The organism is Bifidobacterium sp. UTCIF-1, assembly GCF_006408915.1.
GTDB classification, from domain to species: domain Bacteria; phylum Actinomycetota; class Actinomycetes; order Actinomycetales; family Bifidobacteriaceae; genus Bifidobacterium; species Bifidobacterium reuteri.
Window position 1 is genome coordinate 1 of sequence record NZ_JFAG01000022.1, and the last position, 19,538, is coordinate 19,538.

17 protein-coding genes and 1 tRNA gene are annotated in these 19,538 nt (G+C 57.9%); 9 read left to right on the top strand and 9 right to left on the bottom strand.

Annotation, left to right across the window (positions count from 1 at the left end; all coding sequences use genetic code 11):
• Positions 1 to 351: 351 nt before the first annotated feature.
• A complete protein-coding gene (locus BW09_RS09270; protein ID WP_044088524.1) occupies positions 352 to 1,338 on the top strand; it encodes a TerC family protein in 987 nt (328 codons plus the stop codon).
• Between the two features lie 165 nt (positions 1,339 to 1,503).
• Positions 1,504 to 2,946 carry a pyruvate kinase gene (gene pyk / locus BW09_RS09275; RefSeq protein WP_044088523.1) on the top strand — a complete coding sequence of 481 codons (1,443 nt, stop codon included), beginning with the start codon at positions 1,504 to 1,506 and terminating at the stop codon, positions 2,944 to 2,946.
• Between the two features lie 260 nt (positions 2,947 to 3,206).
• Here the strand turns inward: pyk and BW09_RS09280 are convergent, their stop codons facing one another.
• Positions 3,207 to 3,803, bottom strand: a complete 597-nt coding sequence (locus tag BW09_RS09280; RefSeq protein WP_044088521.1) for an NUDIX hydrolase — start codon at positions 3,801 to 3,803, stop codon at positions 3,207 to 3,209.
• A gap of 206 nt (positions 3,804 to 4,009) precedes the next feature.
• Here BW09_RS09280 and BW09_RS09285 point away from each other — a divergent pair.
• From BW09_RS09285 to glgX, 6 genes are all read left to right on the top strand, one after another.
• Positions 4,010 to 4,083 (top strand) — tRNA-Leu (locus BW09_RS09285).
• A 108-nt stretch (positions 4,084 to 4,191) separates the two neighbouring features.
• Complete coding sequence (locus BW09_RS09290) at positions 4,192 to 4,977, top strand: ANTAR domain-containing response regulator (protein WP_140462467.1); 786 nt, start codon at positions 4,192 to 4,194, stop codon at positions 4,975 to 4,977.
• Positions 4,967 to 7,870 carry a DNA polymerase I gene (gene polA, locus BW09_RS09295; protein WP_140462466.1) on the top strand — a complete coding sequence of 968 codons (2,904 nt, stop codon included), beginning with the start codon at positions 4,967 to 4,969 and terminating at the stop codon, positions 7,868 to 7,870. The genes BW09_RS09290 and polA overlap by 11 nt, the downstream gene beginning before the upstream one ends.
• An 83-nt stretch (positions 7,871 to 7,953) precedes the next feature.
• Entirely contained in the window at positions 7,954 to 8,865 is a 912-nt protein-coding gene (locus tag BW09_RS09300; RefSeq protein ID WP_044088518.1) for a Nif3-like dinuclear metal center hexameric protein, read from the top strand.
• Between the two features lie 63 nt (positions 8,866 to 8,928).
• Positions 8,929 to 9,603: an NUDIX hydrolase gene (locus tag BW09_RS09305; protein ID WP_044088517.1), complete on the top strand. Its 675-nt coding sequence runs from the start codon at positions 8,929 to 8,931 to the stop codon at positions 9,601 to 9,603.
• A gap of 71 nt (positions 9,604 to 9,674) precedes the next feature.
• The gene (gene glgX / locus BW09_RS09310) at positions 9,675 to 11,804 is read left to right on the top strand and encodes a glycogen debranching protein GlgX (RefSeq protein WP_044088516.1); all 2,130 of its coding nucleotides are present in this window, start codon (positions 9,675 to 9,677) and stop codon (positions 11,802 to 11,804) included.
• Positions 11,805 to 11,889: 85 nt separating this feature from the next.
• Here glgX and BW09_RS09315 read toward each other — a convergent pair whose 3' ends face one another.
• From BW09_RS09315 to BW09_RS09335, 5 genes are all read right to left on the bottom strand, one after another.
• Entirely contained in the window at positions 11,890 to 12,207 is a 318-nt protein-coding gene (locus BW09_RS09315) for a hypothetical protein (RefSeq protein WP_140462464.1), read from the bottom strand.
• Between the two features lie 173 nt (positions 12,208 to 12,380).
• Positions 12,381 to 12,662, bottom strand: coding sequence for a type II toxin-antitoxin system YafQ family toxin (locus BW09_RS09320; RefSeq protein WP_044088514.1), 282 nt, complete (start codon positions 12,660 to 12,662; stop codon positions 12,381 to 12,383).
• Positions 12,655 to 12,915, bottom strand: a complete 261-nt coding sequence (locus BW09_RS09325; protein WP_044088513.1) for a type II toxin-antitoxin system RelB/DinJ family antitoxin — start codon at positions 12,913 to 12,915, stop codon at positions 12,655 to 12,657. Before BW09_RS09325 ends, BW09_RS09320 begins: the two co-directional genes overlap by 8 nt.
• Positions 12,916 to 13,365: 450 nt before the next feature.
• Positions 13,366 to 14,460, bottom strand: coding sequence for an ASCH domain-containing protein (locus BW09_RS11215; RefSeq protein WP_140462463.1), 1,095 nt, complete (start codon positions 14,458 to 14,460; stop codon positions 13,366 to 13,368).
• A gap of 684 nt (positions 14,461 to 15,144) precedes the next feature.
• Positions 15,145 to 16,569 carry an MFS transporter gene (locus BW09_RS09335; protein ID WP_140462462.1) on the bottom strand — a complete coding sequence of 475 codons (1,425 nt, stop codon included), beginning with the start codon at positions 16,567 to 16,569 and terminating at the stop codon, positions 15,145 to 15,147.
• A 128-nt stretch (positions 16,570 to 16,697) separates the two neighbouring features.
• Between BW09_RS09335 and BW09_RS09340 the strand changes: the two genes are divergently transcribed.
• Positions 16,698 to 17,630, top strand: a complete 933-nt coding sequence (locus tag BW09_RS09340; protein WP_258185047.1) for a LysR family transcriptional regulator — start codon at positions 16,698 to 16,700, stop codon at positions 17,628 to 17,630.
• Positions 17,631 to 17,685: 55 nt separating this feature from the next.
• Here BW09_RS09340 and BW09_RS11220 read toward each other — a convergent pair whose 3' ends face one another.
• The 3 genes from BW09_RS11220 to BW09_RS10965 all read right to left on the bottom strand — a co-directional run bounded on the left by BW09_RS11220 (position 17,686) and on the right by BW09_RS10965 (position 19,432).
• The gene (locus BW09_RS11220; RefSeq protein WP_258185049.1) at positions 17,686 to 18,204 is read right to left on the bottom strand and encodes a hypothetical protein; all 519 of its coding nucleotides are present in this window, start codon (positions 18,202 to 18,204) and stop codon (positions 17,686 to 17,688) included.
• A 297-nt stretch (positions 18,205 to 18,501) separates the two neighbouring features.
• Entirely contained in the window at positions 18,502 to 18,918 is a 417-nt protein-coding gene (locus BW09_RS09350) for a hypothetical protein (RefSeq protein ID WP_140462461.1), read from the bottom strand.
• A 361-nt stretch (positions 18,919 to 19,279) separates the two neighbouring features.
• Entirely contained in the window at positions 19,280 to 19,432 is a 153-nt protein-coding gene (locus BW09_RS10965) for a hypothetical protein (RefSeq protein WP_162178917.1), read from the bottom strand.
• Between the last annotated feature and the right edge of the window lie 106 nt (positions 19,433 to 19,538).

Below are 19,538 nucleotides of genomic sequence, written 5' to 3' on the forward strand. Positions count from 1 at the left end.
CGGTAGCGTCGCGAGCGTCGCACGAGTTGCGGAGGCGAATAAGTGAGCCTCCGTGGCTGAGCCGTGAAGAAAACGCCAGAGGCGTTTTTAGGCGAAGGCGAACGACAGTGAGCTGATGTATGGTCAACCGAAGGTTGGCGTTATTTGCGGGGCGTGAGCGGCGGTAGCGTCGCGAGCGTCGCACGAGTTGCGGAGGCGAATAAGTGAGCCTCCGTGGCAGTTGACCTCCCACATCCTGTTTGTTGATTTCAATTACAAGGTGGAGGATGGAGATACACACATCTCCATCCTCCATTGGACAGTGGTAGTGGAATGGCTGGCCGTCACCATAATGGTTTAGTGTAGTGAATCATGGCAGAAACCCCTCTTGCATTTGAAATCGCCACTTTTGTGGTGCTCGCGCTGTTCTTCATCGTCGACCTGTTCGTCATCGGCAGGCGACCGCATGTGCCTTCCACCAAGGAGTGTGTGCAGCATATCGCATTCTTCGTGGTCATGGCACTGATCTTCGGCGGTTGCATCTGGTATTTCGCCGGATCGAAGCCCGCCATCGAGTTCTATTCGGGATGGCTGACCGAATACTCGCTGTCCATCGACAACCTGTTCGTGTTCGTCATCATCATGTCGAACTTCGCGGTGCCGAAGAAGATTCAGAAATACGTGCTCTCCGTCGGTATCACCATTGCGCTGATCTTCCGTGGACTGTTCATTATCATCGGTGCCGCGCTGATCTCCCGGTTCACATGGGTGTTCTTCATTTTCGGTGCATTCCTTATCTACACTGCAATCAAGCTGGTAGTCGGCGGCGATGAAGATGAGGAGTATCACGAGAACGGACTCATCCGTGCCCTGCGCAAGGTCATCAAGATCACCGATGAATACGACGGAGAGAAGCTCCGTACCACCCGTAATGGCGTCCGTTATTGGACTCCGATGCTGATTGTATTCCTGACCATCGGTACCACCGACGTGATGTTCGCATTCGATTCCATCCCCGCCATCTTCGGTCTTACCAAAGACCCGTTCCTGGTGTTCACGTCGAACGTGTTCGCATTGCTTGGTCTGCAGCAACTCTATTTCCTGCTTGGCGCGTTGCTGGACAAGCTGGTCTACCTGCCCATGGGCCTCTCGATCGTGCTCGGGTTCATCGGCGTCAAGCTGGTGATGGAGGCGCTGCATGGCAACACCTTGCCGTTCATCAACGGGGGAGAGGGCGTGCATTGGGTGCCTGAGGTCCCGACGTGGCTCTCGCTGGCGGTGATTGTGGTGGCAATCGGTGGATCGGCGATTGCGTCCGTGCTCAAGATGAAGGGTATGGAAAAGACCGAAAAGGCCTGAGTTCATGAGGAATTCAATCTGAAGAAACCCAATGGCCACAACAATGTGAGCGCTCACAACACACCGGCGAAATAATTTGTCTTGCGTCGGTGAGCGCTAGTAGACTGAAACACGGCAAGTGAGGCTTTCCGCCTCGAACCACAAGAAAAGGATAGGCAGGCATTCATGCGTAAAGCCAAGATCGTAGACACCATCGGTCCTTCCACCGAGGATTACGACAACCTCCTCAAGCTCGTCGAAGCCGGTATGGACGTTGCTCGTCTGAATCGTTCCCACGGTACCCCTGAGGATCACCTCAAGGTGTACAACAACGTCCGCAAGGCCGGCGAAGCCACTGGCCGCAACGTAGCTGCGCTCGTTGATCTGCAGGGTCCGAAGATTCGCTGCGGCTGGTTCAAGAAGAACGCTGAGGGCGAGGACAAGGTCCAGCTTCAGCTCGGCCAGGAGTTCATCATCACCACCGATGACATCGAGGGCGACGAGCACATCACCTCCACCACCTTCAAGGGTCTGCCTGGCGATTGCCACCCGGGTGATCCGATCCTGATCGATGACGGCAAGGTCCGTCTGGAGGTCACCAAGGTCGAGGGCAACAACGTGCACACCAAGGTCGTTGTGGCTGGTCCTGTCTCTTCCCACAAGGGCATCAACCTGCCGGGCGTCGCCGTGTCCCTGCCGGCTCTGACCGAGAAGGATGAGGCCGACCTGCGTTGGGCCATCCGTACTGGTGCCGACATCATCGCCATGTCCTTCGTGCGCTTCGCCACCGACATCGACCGCGCTCACGAGATCATGGACGAGGAAGGCCGTCGCATCCCGATCGTTGCCAAGATCGAGAAGCCGCAGGCTCTGGAGAACCTCGAAGACATCGTCAAGACCTTCGATGGTGTCATGGCCGCCCGTGGCGACATGGCCGTCGAGTGCCCTCTTGAAGAGGTCCCGCTGGCCACCAAGCGCATCATCGAACTGGCTCGCCAGTACGCCAAGCCGGTCATCGTGGCCACCGAGGTCCTCGGCTCCATGGTGAACAACCCGGTTCCGACCCGTGCTGAGGCTTCCGACTGCGCCAACGCCGTCCTTGATGGCGCTGACGCCACCATGACCTCCAACGAGACCGCCGTCGGCAAGTACCCGGCTGTCACCGTGGATACCATGTCTCGCATCTCCGGCTACGCCACCGATCACGGCTTCGACCGCATCCCGGAGCTCAAGAACCTCGACATGTCCTCCACCGGCGCTGTCTCCTCCGCCGCTGTCGACCTGGCTGACAAGCTCAACGCCAAGGCCATCGTCGCTTACACCCAGACCGGTTCCACCGTGCACCGCGTCTCCCGTGAGCGTCCGGCCGCTCCGATCTACGGCATCACCAACAACGAGCACACCTACCACTGGCTGGCTCTGTCCTGGGGCACCGAGGCCTTCCTGACCGAGGAGGACTACCACGACAAGTCCCGCAAGGATCTCATGATCTTCACCGACAAGATCCTGAAGGATGCCGGCAAGGTTGTTGACGGCGACAAGATCGTCATCCTGAGCTCCGCCCAGGGCGATCACCAGCCGGGCCGCACCGACTCCATCTACGTCCACACTGTTGGCGCTTGCGACTGATGCGCATACGTCCAACCGCGTGACAGCGTGAGTTGAATGACAGGGACCCCAGACGGAACTTTCCGTCTGGGGTCCCTGCGTTTGTGAGCTGAGCATTGCTCGCATTATTGCTGTATCTGGAATATCGGGGCCGCGTCTGTTGGCGGCTTTCTTGTGGATGACATACCGTCAGTGTCGTATGACGCCGATCATCGGTATGGTACCGATCATGCCGAATCCGTGCGCGTTGCTGCAGACGCGCACGGATGGCGGAAATGGCATCAGTCGTTGATGTGTCCGAAGTCTCCGCTCTTGAGACGGAGGATGGCGATAATCGTCTTCGCGTCGACGATCGTGCCGTTCACCACCATTTCGTATGCCTGCTCCAACGTCACCATTCGCACTTCGGAACGGGGGGTTTCGGGGCCGATGGATTGACGCGAGACCGGCGTGAGCTTGGTGGCGAAATACACGGATGTATGTTCGGTGGAATAACTCGGCGTATTGAGGAAACGTGCGAACTGCGTAAAGCGTTCAGCCTCAAATCCGCCTTCCTCTGCCAGCTTGCGTTTCGCGGTGTCGAGCGGACGTTCGTCGCCTAGCGGGTGTCCTCCTGGAATCTCCAGCGTCCAACGGTGGGTAGCCACTCGGTATTGCTCGACCAGCGGAATCTTGCCGTCATCGGTCAACGCCAACACGGCGACGGTGTCGCCACTGTTGGCATTAATGCAATACCGTTCGAACTCGTTGCCATCATTGGACTCAAAAGAAATACGGTCAATGTTGAAGTAATGCGTCTTGTAGACATCCTTGCGCTCGGTCTCCCGCACTGGAGCTGTGCGCCAAGGGTCAAATTGACGATATGTTTGGTTGCTCATAATCCCTCCTCGCAAAGATGCACATCTATGCACCTCGAAACCATAATTATTGTAAGCCGCGGAGTTTCATATATGTATAGGCAACACACGAGCGGGATGATGGTGACTGCCGGCATTGTTTTGCGCGATGAATATTCCGGAATATGCGTGTCTTGTGCCGTGTCAGTCTCTGACTTATGCTAATCTCTCGAAGAGTGTTTTGACACGCCCTCGTATCCCAATTGGTAGAGGAAGCAGCCTCAAAATCTGCGCAGTGTGGGTTCGAGTCCCACCGAGGGCACCCAAAAGATATGATTGATGTGTACGTGGGTCGAATGTGTGACATGCGTAAGCGCATGGTATATTGAACATCTGCAAACACGAAATATCGCAATGGAAAGAGGTTGGCATGGCTGCAAGGATGAGGTCTGAAGAGCCGAGCATCAACGTTGACGAGGTGCTCACCGATGAAGAGCTGAGGGCCGCCGCTTCTGAAGAAGCTCCTGCAGGACGTAAGGAAAAGCCGGCGGATGCCCCGCGTACCGTGGTCGTGGCCGAGGACGAGGCCGTCAACCGCATGGACTTGGTCGCCATGCTGGAAGACAACGGTTATGAAGTCGTCGGACAGGCCGCCAACGGTGAAGAGGCTGTGGAACTGACCCGCAAGTATCGCCCGGATGTGGTGTGCATGGATGTCAAGATGCCTCGCATGGACGGCATCGCCGCAGCCGGCATCATCTGCGACGAGAACATCGCCCCCGTGGTCATGCTCACTGCCTTCTCCCAGACCGATCTGGTGAAGAAGGCCACCGGCGCCGGTGCCATGGCATATGTCACCAAGCCGTATGAGGAATCCAAGCTGCTGCCTACCTTGGAAGTGGCGATGGGTCGTTTCGCTGAGATCAACGACCTTCTGGACAATGTCGAGCGTAGTGAGCAGAAACTGCGCGAAACCACTGACCAGCTCAAAGAGGCCGAGGAGAAGCTGAAGAAGGCCGAGGACTCCTTGGAGGAGCGCAAGCTCGTCGACCGCGCCAAGGGTCTGCTGATGGATAAGGCGGACTTCTCCGAGCAGGGTGCATTCCGCTGGATTCAGAAGACCTCCATGGATCAGCGCATTCCGAAGAAGCGTCTTGCCATGGCCATCATCGCCAAGTACGGCGATCCGAAGCCAGCGAGCACGGATGAACGCTGATTTGCAGACGACTGCAAGCGCGGCGACCAACGATACACTACTTGTCGTAGACGGTCATTCGTTGGCGTTCCGCGCTTTTTTTGCGCTTCCGGTAGATAATTTCAGCACCTCGGAAGGTCAGGCCACCAATGCCGTCTGGGGATTCGCGTCCATGCTGGCTCAGGTCATCGATGCGGAAAAGCCGGATCGTCTCGGTGTCGCCTTCGATGTCAAAGGCGGTACATTCCGCAATGAGATGTTGCCCCAATACAAAGGCACGCGTGAAGCCGCACCGGAGGAGCTGCTCACTCAGCTTCCGCTGATTCAACGGATGCTGAAGGCCCTGGGCGTCACGTATATCGAGAAACCAGGGTTCGAGGGGGATGACATCATCGCCACTCTCGCCACCATGGGGGACAAGGCAGGCTTCCATACGCTGGTGCTGTCCGGAGACCGTGACGCTTTCCAGCTTATCGACGACAATGTCACCGTCCTCTATCCCGGGCATCATTTCAAAGAGCTCAAGCACATGACGCCTCAGGCCATTGTGGACAAGTACAAGGTGACGCCCGCACAATACCCTGATCTGGCGGCTTTACGCGGCGAAACGGCTGACAACATCCCCGGCGTGCCTGGCGTAGGCGATGGTTTTGCCGCCAAGTGGATCAACCAGTATGGCTCATTGGATGGCATCTGCGAGCATGCCGAGGAGATAGGCGGTAAGAAAGGCGAGGCACTTCGCTCCAGCATTGATCAGGTCATGCTCAACCGCAAGGTCAATGCGCTGGTCAGGGACGTGGAACTCGATGTGGGACTTGACGACCTGCGCTTCGGCGAAGTGGACACTGCACAGCTCGATGTATTGTTCAAGGAGCTCGAGTTCGGTGTACGCACCAAAAACCGGGTGTTGAAAACCTTCAACGCCAAGTCCTCCACGACCCGGCTTCCTTCTTCGCCTCGTTCATCGGACTCAGCCTCCCAATCGAACGGCAAGGATGACAAGGACGACAAAGCCGCAGGTTCCGGCATGCCGGCCATTCCGGAGCCTGTCGCCATCGGCTCGGCCGACCAGTTCCGTGACTGGGCGGGCCAGCAGCAGAAGCTTATCGCCGTGCCGGATTCCGTAGCATCCTTCATCCCTGAAGTCGATTGCGACCCTGAAGCCAGGCACATTACATATGATGATGCGGCCAATCATGCGTGGACCGTGCATGCTTGGGGCGACGCACGCCCTGGACGGGCGAAACTGCAGGCCTTGTCCATAGCGACGGCTCATTCCGCGGCGATGGTAGCCACACCCATACGCGATGATCTTCGAGAGGCGCTGCAGGAGTTCCTTACCTCTTCGCATGGCAGGATCGTCGTGCACGGCTATAAGGAGCTGCTGCATATGCTGGGCTCGGCAGGATTGGACATGCCCCTGCCCATGATGGACACCAAACTCGCCGGATACCTTATCCAGCCGGATTTCCACGCCGATGATCTGCACCAGGAAGCCGAGCACTTCCTCGATGTCAGCTACAGCCAGGCCGATCAGCCTGCGCAAGGTACATTGGACTTCGATGAGGACCAGGATGTGCCGAATGCCGAAGAACAGCGGCTTCGGGACCTTGCCATCATTCGTGACCTTGCCTCGGCATTCGGTCCGATGCTTGACGAACGGGAGCAATGCTGGCTGTTGCGTGCCATCGAACTTCCGGTTTCCCGTGTGCTGCACGGCATGGAGTCCACAGGGGCGAAGGTCGACGTCATGCGTCTGGTCTCGATGCGCGACCAATTCGCGGCGGATGCACGGTTCGCTCAGGAGGAGGCATGGAACCATGCCGGTGCCGAGATCAATCTGCAAAGTCCGAAACAGCTGCAGAAGGTACTGTTCGAGGACATGGGGCTGAAGCCCACAAAACGTACGAAATCAGGCTCATACACGACCAACGCGTCGGCATTGCAGGACCTGTACGTCAAATCCGTGGACAACGAGCGGGCGAATGGGTTCCTCAGGGCGTTGCTGCGTCACCGGGAGACCAACAAGCTCAAGCAGATCGTACAGACACTGTTCGATGCGGTGAACAGGGATGACGAGCGCATCCATACCACATTCGAACAGACCGTCACCGCGACCGGTCGTCTGAGCTCCGTGGATCCGAACCTGCAGAACATCCCGAACCGGAATGCCGAAGGACGTGAGATTCGCAGCGTATTCGTGCCGGGCGAAGGATACGAAGCGTTGATGAGCTGCGATTATTCGCAGGTTGAGTTGCGCGTCATGGCCGACCTTTCAGGAGACGAGGCGCTGATCGAGGCATTCCGTTCCGGCGCTGATTTCCATAAGTATGTGGCCTCGATGGTGTACAAACTGCCGGTCGACCAGATCACCGGCGATCAGCGATCCCATGTGAAGGCCATGAGCTATGGGCTGGCGTACGGTCTGAGCACGTATGGCTTGGCCCAGCAGCTCAAAATAGCCCCACGCGAGGCGGAAGCGTTGAAGAGCCTGTATTTCGATACGTTCGGCAAAGTGCACGACTATCTGGAATCCCTGGTCTCCTCGGCACGCGAGAAAGGCTACACGGAAACGCTGTTCGGACGCAGACGCTACTTCCCGGCATTGCGTTCGACCAACAGGGTGGCGCGAGACGCAGCCGAACGTGCCGCGTTGAACGCGCCCATCCAAGGTTCCGCCGCGGATATCATGAAGATTGCCATGGTGCGTGCCGATCAGGCGCTGCGTGAGGCGAATGTCAAAAGCCGTATCATCCTGCAGATCCATGACGAACTTGTAGTGGAGATCGCGCCGGGTGAAGGGGAGCAGGTCACCGAACTGGTGAAGGATGCCATGCAGCACGCGGTCGATCTCGCCGTGCCATTGGATGTGTCGTGCGGCATGGGCTCCGATTGGCAGCTTGCCGCGCACTGATTCGTTCTCCGCAAAGCCGGACCGCGTACGATCATACCGGCGTGCGTCATACATACGTTATGCACGCCGGTACAATAAGGCGTATGGCGAATCTCAAGCAGGTCATCGACGTTCTGGAAACCTTATACCCTTTGCGATATGCCGAGCAATGGGATGAGCCCGGCCTCATCGTCGGCGACATGACCCACGAGGTACGGCGCATCGTATTTGCCGCCGACCCGACATCAGCCATCGTCGATAAGGCCATAGATGCCGGTGCCGACCTGCTGGTCACCCATCATCCGTTGTTCTTCCGCTCTGTGCATGAGGTAGGCGGTCTCGGATTCCGTGGAGACATCGTACGCAAGCTCTATACCCATGGCTGCGGCTTGTGGGTCGGACATACCAATGCGGATTCCGCTTGGCGCGGCGTCGGCCATGCTGCGGCCGATTATCTGGGGTTGACCGATCAGCGCCCGCTGGTGCCGATCGAGGATGCCTCTGCCTGCCATCCTGTGGGATTGGGTAGGATCGGCGCGTTGCAGGAGCCGCTGCCGTTGGGTGATTTCGCCCAGCGTGTATTCGATGCGGTGACCGAGCATGGCATGAAAACCCGCCTTGGTGTTCAGGTGTGCGGGGATTTGGATGCTCTGGTGCACACGGTCGCCGTACTCCCCGGATCAGGTGATTCGTTGTTCGATGAGGTGCGCGCGGCAGGCGTTGACGTCTACGTGACCAGTGACTTGCGGCATCATCCCACCACTGACGCCATCGAACAGGCGCGCTATGAAGCCGATATGCGCGCACGCGGCATCGGACTGGGACAAGGGAACGCCCAGGTCAGGCCATACCTCATCAACACGCCGCATGCCGCAATCGAATCCATCTGGTTCAACTATGCGATGGAGGACGTGCCGAAGGCCATAGCCCAGGCCACCGGGGAGGAAGTCGGCGTTCAATGGCTTCATGACACCACCGATCCATGGACGCTGTCCATAACATCGCCGAGAGCATAAGCCACTAGAGTAGGGTAGGCCGAGCGATTGCTTTCGATGAGCCGGCCGTTGCAAGGAGACATGATGTTCAACCATGACAAGAACGAGCAGCTGCGGCACAGGCTTGACCGCAGTCTCGACAAGAGCTCCGACGGCATCGACATGGATGTCCCAGCCGAGGTGGTGAGCAGCACCACCGTTTATACAGGCCGCATCTTCCATGTGGACGATATGACGATCGCCCTGACCGACAAGAAGGGCGGCAAGCACGAGATCAGCCGTCAGGTCCTCAGGCATGCGCCATGCGTGGTCATGCTCGTGCATGACATGTCCACCGACCGGTATCTGGTCGAACGCGAATATCGGGCCGGTTCGGACATGTTCGCCTATGGACTTCCCGCCGGTTTGATGGATGAAGGCGAGGACATCCTCGACGCCGCGTTGAGGGAGCTCGCCGAAGAGACCGGGGTCGTGCCGGATCGACATACCATGGGCGTGGACTACGTCGGCGACTTCTATTCCTCCGAAGGCATGACCGACGAGCTGGCCCATATCATGGTGCTGCACCTTGGTCCGTTCACGCGTGAGGCGCGGCATTTCGACCCGGACGAGCATGTGGAATCGGCGTGGATCCCCTGGAGCGACCTCGCCGCCACACGCATAACGGCGTCGAATTCGATGATCGCCATTCAGCACGAGGCGTTGCGACGGCTCATCGCCAGAAACTCGGACAAGGATAAACCCACCTTGTTCTCCTGACGTTCAACTTCAAACGATTTTCCATCACAGAAAAGTGGGATACTTGAATTATGCAGATCAGACCTGGATCAATGTACCCGTTGGGGGCCAGTTACGACGGCGCTGGGGTGAATTTCGCGCTGTTCTCGCAAGTCGCACAGAAAGTGGAACTGTGCCTGTTTGATGACGACGACAAAGAGACTCGCGTCGAAATGACCGAGCAGAATTCCTACGTATGGCATAACTACATTCCCGGATTGCAGCCCGGACAGCGCTATGGCTATCGTGTCTATGGACCGTACGACCCGGTGCATGGCCTGCGTTGCAATCCGAACAAACTGCTGCTCGATCCGTACGCCAAGGCCATCGAAGGCAACATCGATGGCGATGAAAGCCTGTTCTCCTACTGGTTCAACCGTCCTGACGACAACTCGGCGATGAACGACATGGACTCGGCGGCGCACACCATGAAATCCGCCGTCATCAACCCCTATTTCGATTGGGGCAACGACCAGCACCCGTACATTCCATACCACGATTCGGTGATCTACGAGGCGCATGTGCGCGGCATGACCAACCTCAACAAGGAAGTGCCGCCGGACATCCGCGGCACGTATGCGGGTCTTGCCTACCCGACCGTCATCGAATACCTGAAGAAGCTTGGCGTCACCGCCATCGAGCTCATGCCGATCCACCAGTTCGTCAACGATTCCTTCCTTCAGGAGAAGGGCCTGTCGAACTACTGGGGCTACAACACCATCGGCTTCTTCGCGCCGCATAACGCCTACTCGTCCTCCGGTGAACGTGGCGAGCAGGTCAACGAATTCAAGTCCATGGTCAAGGCCTACCACCGCGCCGGCATGGAGGTCATCCTCGATGTGGTGTACAACCACACCGCCGAAGGCAACCACATGGGCCCGACCCTGAGCTTCAAGGGCATAGACAACCAGTCGTATTACCGTCTGGTGGATGGCGATCAGATGCACTACTTCGACACCACCGGTACCGGCAACTCGCTGCTCATGCGCTCGCCGCACGCGTTGCAGCTCATCACCGACTCGCTGCGTTACTGGGTCACGGAAATGCACGTGGACGGCTTCCGATTCGATCTGGCCGCGACCCTGGCACGTCAGTTCCAAGAGGTCGACAAGCTGTCCGCATTCTTCGACATCGTCGAGCAGGATCCGATCATCTCGCGCGTGAAGCTCATTGCCGAGCCGTGGGATCTGGGCTCCGGCGGCTATCAGGTCGGCGGCTTCCCGTCCAGCTGGTCCGAATGGAATGGCCGCTTCCGCGACACCGTTCGTGACTTCTGGCGCTCGCAGCCATCCACACTGCCTGAGTTCGCGTCACGACTCATGGGCAGCTCCGACCTGTATCAGGTCAACGGCCGCCGCCCGGTGGCATCCGTGAACTTCATTACCGCGCATGATGGCTTCACCATGAACGATCTGGTGAGCTACAACGAGAAGCACAATGCGGCCAACGGCGAAGGCAACCGGGATGGCGAGTCCAACAACCGCTCCTGGAACTGCGGCGTGGAAGGTCCTACCAACATCCCAGACGTCAACGACCTGCGCCAACGCCAGATGCGCAACATGTTCTCGACACTGCTGCTCAGTCAGGGTATCCCCATGATCTGTGGCGGCGACGAGGTGGAGCGCACCCAGCAGGGCAACAACAACGCGTACTGCCAGGACAACGAGATCTCGTGGAAGAACTGGGATCTCAATGCGGACCAGAAGAACATGCTCCGGTTCGTGTCCAAGCTGGTCCACTTGCGTCTTGACCATCCGGTGCTGCATCGTCGTCGTTTCTTCACCGGACGTGAGCCGGGTGATGATTCGAACAAGATTCCTCAGGTCGAATGGTTCGATCACACCGGATCAATCATGGATATGGAGGATTGGCAGAACACGCACGCCTTCTCCATGATGATCTTCCTGAACGGCGCGGATATCCCCGAAGTGGACTGGTACGGCAATCGGATGGTCGACAACGACTTCATTCTGATTTTCAACGCCCACTACGAGCCGATTATGTTCACACTGCCCGATGAGCGTTACGGCCGCAAGTGGCAGTTGATTGTGGATACGCACAATCCGGACGGCCCCGAGCTCAGTTACGAGGCTGGCTTCGTGATCACCGCCCAGGCGCGCAGCTTCATGATGCTCATGAGCGCCAAGAAGCCGAAGCGCCCGTTCGAGTCCGAAGAGGACTGATTCTTCGGATGCCGATGTTGAGGGGCGATATGGACATCACTCGGTGATTCGTCCTCCGGGTTGCGGCGCGTAACTGCGTATTGCCTCAGTATTCGGTTACATCCCGTACGAGGGCTCTTCGTCGGGTCACCGGCGTCCAGCTTCCCGAGGAATCATCATCGTTGAAGATCAGCTGTGTTACAGTGCCGTCGATGATTTCTGTGCATTCCCTTTGCAGGGTTATTTCGCTAATCAAGGCTCCGACGCTTGGTATCAGCAGGAGCACTGGAACGATGCTGAACAATCCGCAAAAGAGGACCCACGACCATCTACCCCAGAAACTGCGGTCGTTTCCGTTGTTGCGGACGGGTTGATGATCGGTGTCGTATGATGATTCGGGAATTCCGTTAGTGTCTGATGCCATGATTCCTGCCTTCCGTGGGTTTCTGCGATACCGCGTGCAGATGGCCGCTGACGTTGCGGAGCGTTCCGATTTCGAGCATGCCAAAGGATTTCGGATACCGTTAGAGGAAAAGTGCAAGGGGCAACTTCATCTCACACTATTTGCGGAATGTGGCAGAGACGCTGCGTCGCATGTCAGTACAGCTGGTCGTGCGATCCGGTACGGGTCAGCACAAGTTGCAGTTCGTCGCGTTCGATGCGGTAGATGAGCAGCCAGTCTCCCTCGATGTGGATTTCCCGATATCCTTTCCAGTTGTTGACCAGCGCGTGATCGCGATATTTGGTCGACAGCAGATTGTGATCTTCGGCCATCAGTGCCTCTACGGCGCGTCGCAGCTTGTCCGGGTCGTAGTGCTTCTTGAGCAGTCCTTTGAAGTCCTTTTTGAACTGCGTGGTGCGGAAGACGGATTTAAGCATCCATCAAATCCTTCATCAGATTGTCCACAGACGGAAACGCGGCACCCTCCCGGGCATCGGCCTGACGGCGGGCCTCCACGTTCAGCGGGTTCTCCCTCGTGGCGCGGAACGGCATGCCGTTGTCGGTCAGCGATTGACGCAGGAACATGTTCAATGCGGTTGACAGGTCCAGTCCCATCGACTCGTACAGTTCCTTCGCCTGTTGCTTGACTTGCGGGTCCGTGCGGAAAGTGATCGTCGCGGTATCGGCCATCGCAACCCCCTCACCACAAAATGCTAATGTATGAACATTGTAACACAATAGGAGGTGCGTGTTCAGTCGCTTAACCGATTCCCCTGGCAAGACGGCGGATAAAGGGATGCTGGGGAATACCCCCCGGCGACTTGGAGCCTCGCCCTTGCGGGACGAAGCGTCACTGTTATGACAGAACCGGCTCTGACATGCAAGAGCCAGGATTCATGATGGCTATACTAATGGCGAATGCCCTGGAACGTCACCCCTGCTCACGCCAACTACACAGCTGTCTATACGAGGAAAGCGTCGGCGAGGGAAACGACGATGATGTCGGACACGGTCATCGGTGTAATGGTCTGGCGTAGGATTAGCGCAACGATGATGACACTCATGACCGGGTCGTCGTCAATGATGGTCGTAACCGAAATGCTGCAATGTCATGTGATAGATGCCAACATGGCATTGATCTCACAGTCTCTGCGTCACCGTGAAATGTTCCAACACCACAAGGGTGTCATCGTCGAGAGGAAAACTCGGGTCTCTGAACTCGGCACGGTATTCGTCAGAGTCCCAGAACATCTCGTGGGTGCGCCGCCATTCTGCCGCGGTCGTATCGCCTTCGCCTTCGTCAATCGCATGCTGGTCAGTGACGTCGGCCAGCCGTATGACGGCCACATCGGTGGTGGCCAGCACGGCCACCCCATGGTCGTCAGAGTTCACCAGTACGGACCGGTTTCCGGTTCTCGGCAGTGGATCGGCGCATTCGACATAGTCGAGGAGCAGTGCTGCAGTGGCGATCTTCGTGCCGTCGAGAATGAGTCCCACCAGCCGGTCGCGTTCTGGTCCGGGCATCATGAATTCGGCCTTTGGCAGGTTCGCGAGGTCCGATGCTGAATGGACCGGGCGCAATTTACGCAATGTGGGCACACGGGACTGGCTGCGAATCCAGTCGGCTGCTTTCGGGTCGATAACGCGGGCGACCCATAGCAGGTTTTCCCACTGGAAGTCGAGATACTCTCGTTCAGTGTCAGCATCCGTTCGAATAAGCGGTTCCTGATGGCTGCATCGGTTGCGCATATCCAGTAGTTGAACGATGTGTGTCTCGAATTCCTTGCGTCGACGCGATTTATAGTATGGCATACCGCCGTTGGCGCGGTCACGCAGTGCCTTCCATACGGTCGGCTCCAGTTTGCGCACCAGAAGGAACCGCCATGAATCCAGTGATAGTCCCGCAATCACGCGGTCCGGGGTGATGCTATGACCAGCGTAGCGGATACGTCGTTTGACGCGTTCGACGGCTTTGCAAAACTCGTAGTCGAAACCGAAATGATCGGTTTGGTCGAACCAGTCCTCCCGACCGCAGTCGGATGCGAGTCGCGTGGAAATGAAGTTGCGCAGCATGACCTCGATATGCGCGATGTCCTCAAGGTACGCTTTGGACATGCGTGTATTCCACACATACAGCGCGACCGGGTCCAACGCCGATTCCTCGTATCGGCGCATTCGCTCCGCGGGGAACCAGCTACATAGATCGACGGCTGTGACTTGCATATTATCGGTCATAGTGTCTATACTATTCCGTGCAAGGCCCCGTGAAAGTCACTCATGCGAAACATCATGAAACTCCGGGGTCAACGTATATCCGCAGCGGTATTCGCGGTTCCTTTGATTTCCAATCGCCATGAAGCGCGAGGTCTGCGGTCTTGGTACCCAGTGTTATCAGGGGTTAAGGGTAAAAACGTGGGTCTTATCCGGGTGTGTTATTGGCGTGTTGTCGGCGACCTGTTCGAGGGAATATGAAAAAGCCCTGCTTCCAAGCGGGAGTAGGGCTTTCGGTCGGGCTAGCCGGATTTGAACCTGCGACATCCTGTTAGGATCGGGGGTTCTTGGCTCGGGCCGCCGGTCTTGGCTCACCTTGAAACCGTTGGAATTATGTCGTTCTTGAGTTTTGAATTTCTTTGTTCAGAACACCCGGATTGGTAAATCGTGACGGTCATTGTTAGCAAAATGTTAGCGTCCCAGACCATCGAAACAGCTTAAACACTCGGCGCGTCGAAACACTGCTCCAGATGCTCTGTTAGCATCACTGCCCTTCATGATGACGATCTTCTCCGAACAGGTGATTGAAGAGAACTTGACCCGCTTTCCCCATTCACCCTCATTGGAGCTGAATGCGGAATAATCAACCCGTCTCCAACGACTGTCGTTCAAGTGTGGCGGATATCGCCATGAACGGGACACCCGAAGTCAGCGCTCAGCCCAGCGCAGCCGAGCGTAGGCGAATGCGCAGATGAGCAGCAGGGCGGCCGCGCTGAACACGGCGCGCAGGGAGCCGTCAAGCGAGGGTGTGAAGGTGGCGACCACACCGAACACGGCCACGCCGATTGCGCCACCGACCTGACGGAACGTGTTGAACACCGCGCTGGCGATACCCGCCTGCTTCTGCTCCACGCTAACCAGCACCAGTCCGGACAGTGCCGGCGTGACCAGTGCGCCGCCAAGGCCGACGACGCTCAGGGCGACGGCGATCACCCATGCGGGCATTGGAGCCGGCACCAGCACCGCGGCAAGGAACCCGACGGCCATGGCAATCAGTCCAATGGACACGGTGAACCGGGTGCCCATCGAGTTGATGACCTGCCCGCTGAACACGTTGGTGACCACCATGACCACCGCGGAGGGAATGAACACCAGCCCGGCAGCGAACGGGCTCATGCCCTGCTCGCTTTGCAGGAACAGGGTGGAGATGAAGACCATGCCGAACCAGTTGAAGATCATGATGAAGCCCACGATCAGCGAGATGCGCATGCCGTCATTGCGGAACAGGTTCAGCGGCACCATCGGATGCCCGACCTTGGCTTGTGCGATCACGAACAGCACGAGTGCGGCGACGCCGACAGACAGCAGCGCGAGCGTCACCGGCGAGGAGATGCCCAGGGAACCGATTTCGATGACGCCGGCCACCAGCGAGGCGAGACCAATCAGCGCGAGCGTCTGGCCGAGCCAGTCGAACGAGATGGCACGGGTGGGCGATGGTGCAACCTTCGGTGCAAGAGCGAGCACAATCAGGCAGAACGGCACGTTGACCGCGAAAATCAGGCTCCAGTGGATTGGTGTGAGCAAACCGCCGAACAGTGGGCCGAACGCGGATGCCGAAGCCGAGCCGGCGCCCCACAGGCCGAGGGCGAACGCACGGCGGCGCGGATCGGGATTAGCCTCGTTAATCAAGGCCATCGACGCCGGCAGGATCAGGGCTGCGGCCACGCCCATCAGGCAACGGCCGACGATGAGCACCAGCATGGTCCACGCGAAGGTGCTCAGCAGGGATGCCGCTCCGAACAATGCCGTGCCGAAGAAGAACATGCGCTTGGCACCGAACTTGTCAGACAGACTGCCGGCGAGCAGCAGCAGCGAGGCGAACAGCAGCGTGTACCCGTCGATCATCCACTGCTGCAACGCCATATTGCCGCCAAGGTCGGCGGTGATGGTCGGCAGTGCCACGTTGACAATCATGGTGTCCATACCGGTCAGGAAGAACGCCAGCGAAGTGGTGAAAGTGGTCAGCCCGGCGCTGTAGCGGGCCGAGCGACGCGATGCGCGACGGGTTTCACGCTCGAGGCTTTCGTCTTCGCACACGAGGCCGAGGGCTGCGGATTCGTTGATTGATGTCATACTCACCTATATCCCATTGGTTTACATGTTTCCGTTTGGTTATTGCAATAGCTATGGTATTCTTCAAGACATCAGTAAAATAGCATTTTATAAATGCTTATGGCTTACATCCTATAAACCTTTGGTTTATGGAGGTCGCAATGTACGACAGAAGACTGGACGCGGTGATCGCCGCCGCGCAGACCGGCAGCTTCGCCAAGACCGGCCATCGCCTGCATATTTCCACGCCGGCGGTGGCCAAACAGGTCAATACGTTCGAAAGGGAATACGGCCTGACGCTGTTCGACCGATCGCGCAGCGGCGTGCAACTCACCAAAGCCGGCCGAGAGTTCGTCGAGGACGCGCGGATGATTGTGCGCCAATGCGAGGAGATCCTGCGCCGTGCGCAACAACGCGGCACCGACGGCATCGCCACCGTTCGTCTTGGCGTTTCCATCCTGCGCCCCGGCCGCCGTATCCTCGACCTATGGCAACGCGACGCCGGCAAGCACACCGACATCCGCCTGGAACTGGTGTCGATGCCCGACGACTCCGAAGCCATCAACGACATCATCACCCATCTCGGCGAAAACATCGACCTGATCTCCACGGCGTTCGACGCCGGCTATTGGAACGACACATGCAGCACCGTCGCCCTCGATTCCGAGCCACTGTGCGTGGCCGTGCCACGCAACCACACGCTGGCGAGACGCGCACGACTCACATTGAAAGACCTCGAAGGCACGCGCATCCGCATCCTCAAGCGCCATCGCGGCGCCAACGACACGGCTCGGGACTTGTTGGAACAATGCCCTGCCATCGATCTGATCGACATCGATCACTACGACCTTGACACGTTCAACGACTGCGCCGAATCCGGCGACCTGCTCATCTCCAAACCGATGTGGACCGGCATTCACCCACAGCTCGTCAACGTAGCCGTGGACTGGCCCGAACCGGTCATCATGCACTACGGGCTGCTCTATCCGCTCGATGCCACCCCGGCAATTCGCACGTTTATCTCCCGCATCGCCGCACTATCCGGCCTTACTGGCGAACCCCGTGCACTACCTCATTCATGATCCTTGGGCCTTTGTCTTCCGGCTCCTGGCTTGCGGGATTGGTGACAGCCGCCGTCTACTCGATAGACCGTGGCTCGTGTTCGAGCACGAGTTTCATCTTGCTGTTGTCCATCAGCCACGAGTACAGGTTCCGGTCCAGAATCATCGCCAGATCGAAACAGGCCCGCACCGCGTCCGCCAGTGTGATGCGCCGGTTCTCGCCCGGCAGCGGGACGCCGTTGACGAGCGGCTCGTGGTGGGCGACCCGGTTGCGCAAGGCATGCACGGTCTTGACAATGTTCAGTGCGTAGTTTCTTGTCCACTTGGCGTTCGCGTCCGCTGCGTGCCGACGGCCGCCAGGGAAGGACTTGACGATGCCTTTGCGCCAGAGGTCGTTCTCGTAATCGGCGCTGCCCTCGTCCGGCCAACGAGCATGGATTGCGCCGCCGTTCTCCAGCAGATTGCGCCAGAACCCGAACGTCAACGCCGCGACGAGATGGCCATGCGTGTGCCATTTCTTCTGCTGGATGGTGAGATGGCCCCATGCCTCACGGATCTGCCGCTGAGTACGGTCGTCGAAACGCAGCCCCGCCATGTATCAGTCCTCGGTGCCGGCCTGTTCCAAGGCGATGAGGGACAGCTGCCGATCCATGTGGTTGCGCAAGGCGACTTCAAGGATGGCGATGTCGCCCATGCACGCGCTGGCCATGTCATGATCCCACAGGTACAGTCGCAAAGCCGGGCATGAACGTCTCCGCGCTTCGGAGTCATAGGATGAGAGCCGTTCGTCGGTGATGCACGAGCGTAACGCCCTCTCCTGTGGACTGCCCTTCCGGGGAGTCTGTGAGAGGAAATCGGCTGCTGGGTTTGACTGTCGGCTCATAACCCGTTATCATATTCCATGAAATCCCCCAAAGGGCCTCTCCGGACGGTCTTCGACTAAGCCGTGATGCACTGGGGGTTCTCTTTTATCCGGATGATTTGCCCGGATACTGTTATCGATGTTATCGAAAGGCTTCCTTCCCGTAGAAGGCCATCTGCTCGTCTCCCCACCATGCAAGAAACCGCTCGGCTGTCTCGCCGTTATGCCCGCTGCCGCCGAACGCCCCATCGGTGGAAGCCAAACGCCATTGGTTTCCTCGGCCAACGCTGCGGCAACGAAACCGTAACCGATGGAGGGAATGGCCGGGCCTCCGAAATTCCGGTATTCATACCATGAATGATCCCGCGCATTGATCAACCGCAGTTCCTCCACGGCCAACGGCACATCGAACTCATCGGCCTCAATGGGAATCATTTTGCCCGACATGGACGCCGGATAGCCGTACTCTCCGTTGGTCCGCTCGTAATCATCAACCCATGATTGGTCAACCCGGTCACGAGTCCACGGCGATGGCCATGAGCTTGACCTCCATTGACCGTTAATCAGATACGCGAATATACGTCGATTGTGGCGGACATGCCCTTAATCATATCTAAAACCATTGGAATTACAGGGATTGTGGGCTATCTCATGATGATAAAAATGTTGGTGGATTCGCCCAATCCGTTAACACCGGGATTTTGCTAACGCGCGGTCTCGAAGCAAAAGAAAGAATACGACATTAATTGGCACATACAAGGATTCTTGGGGTCGTGTCGTTTAGGCATGACCCCGAGAATCAGCAGCGTCAGATGCCGCTCTTGCTGAGTTTGCCGCTGAATGCTTGGTTCACGAGGGTGTAGACGGCTTGGGCGACGCCGATGACGCCGAGCAGGACGCTGACGCCGAGGCTGGTCAGGCCCACGTAGTCGGCGGGGATGTACTTCTTAAACGCCTGCACGAGTGCGGGCGCGACGTGAATGCCCGGTAATCTCGGATGGGTCTTTCCAGTTCCACTGTCACTTTGAATACACCAAAATGCGAAAAGTCGCGTATTCAGACTGATC

Bases quoted from the DNA above. Each gene is read 5' to 3' on its own strand.
- BW09_RS09270 (WP_044088524.1), top strand. From the start codon at position 352: ATGGCAGAAACCCCTCTTGCATTTGAAATCGCCACTTTTGTGGTGCTC.
- pyk (WP_044088523.1), top strand. From the start codon at position 1,504: ATGCGTAAAGCCAAGATCGTAGACACCATCGGTCCTTCCACCGAGGAT.
- BW09_RS09280 (WP_044088521.1), bottom strand. From the start codon at position 3,803: ATGAGCAACCAAACATATCGTCAATTTGACCCTTGGCGCACAGCTCCA.
- BW09_RS09290 (WP_140462467.1), top strand. From the start codon at position 4,192: ATGGCTGCAAGGATGAGGTCTGAAGAGCCGAGCATCAACGTTGACGAG.
- polA (WP_140462466.1), top strand. From the start codon at position 4,967: ATGAACGCTGATTTGCAGACGACTGCAAGCGCGGCGACCAACGATACA.
- BW09_RS09300 (WP_044088518.1), top strand. From the start codon at position 7,954: ATGGCGAATCTCAAGCAGGTCATCGACGTTCTGGAAACCTTATACCCT.
- BW09_RS09305 (WP_044088517.1), top strand. From the start codon at position 8,929: ATGTTCAACCATGACAAGAACGAGCAGCTGCGGCACAGGCTTGACCGC.
- glgX (WP_044088516.1), top strand. From the start codon at position 9,675: ATGTACCCGTTGGGGGCCAGTTACGACGGCGCTGGGGTGAATTTCGCG.
- BW09_RS09315 (WP_140462464.1), bottom strand. From the start codon at position 12,207: ATGGCATCAGACACTAACGGAATTCCCGAATCATCATACGACACCGAT.
- BW09_RS09320 (WP_044088514.1), bottom strand. From the start codon at position 12,662: ATGCTTAAATCCGTCTTCCGCACCACGCAGTTCAAAAAGGACTTCAAA.
- BW09_RS09325 (WP_044088513.1), bottom strand. From the start codon at position 12,915: ATGGCCGATACCGCGACGATCACTTTCCGCACGGACCCGCAAGTCAAG.
- BW09_RS11215 (WP_140462463.1), bottom strand. From the start codon at position 14,460: ATGACCGATAATATGCAAGTCACAGCCGTCGATCTATGTAGCTGGTTC.
- BW09_RS09335 (WP_140462462.1), bottom strand. From the start codon at position 16,569: ATGACATCAATCAACGAATCCGCAGCCCTCGGCCTCGTGTGCGAAGAC.
- BW09_RS09340 (WP_258185047.1), top strand. From the start codon at position 16,698: ATGGAGGTCGCAATGTACGACAGAAGACTGGACGCGGTGATCGCCGCC.
- BW09_RS11220 (WP_258185049.1), bottom strand. From the start codon at position 18,204: ATGGCGGGGCTGCGTTTCGACGACCGTACTCAGCGGCAGATCCGTGAG.
- BW09_RS09350 (WP_140462461.1), bottom strand. From the start codon at position 18,918: ATGTCGGGCAAAATGATTCCCATTGAGGCCGATGAGTTCGATGTGCCG.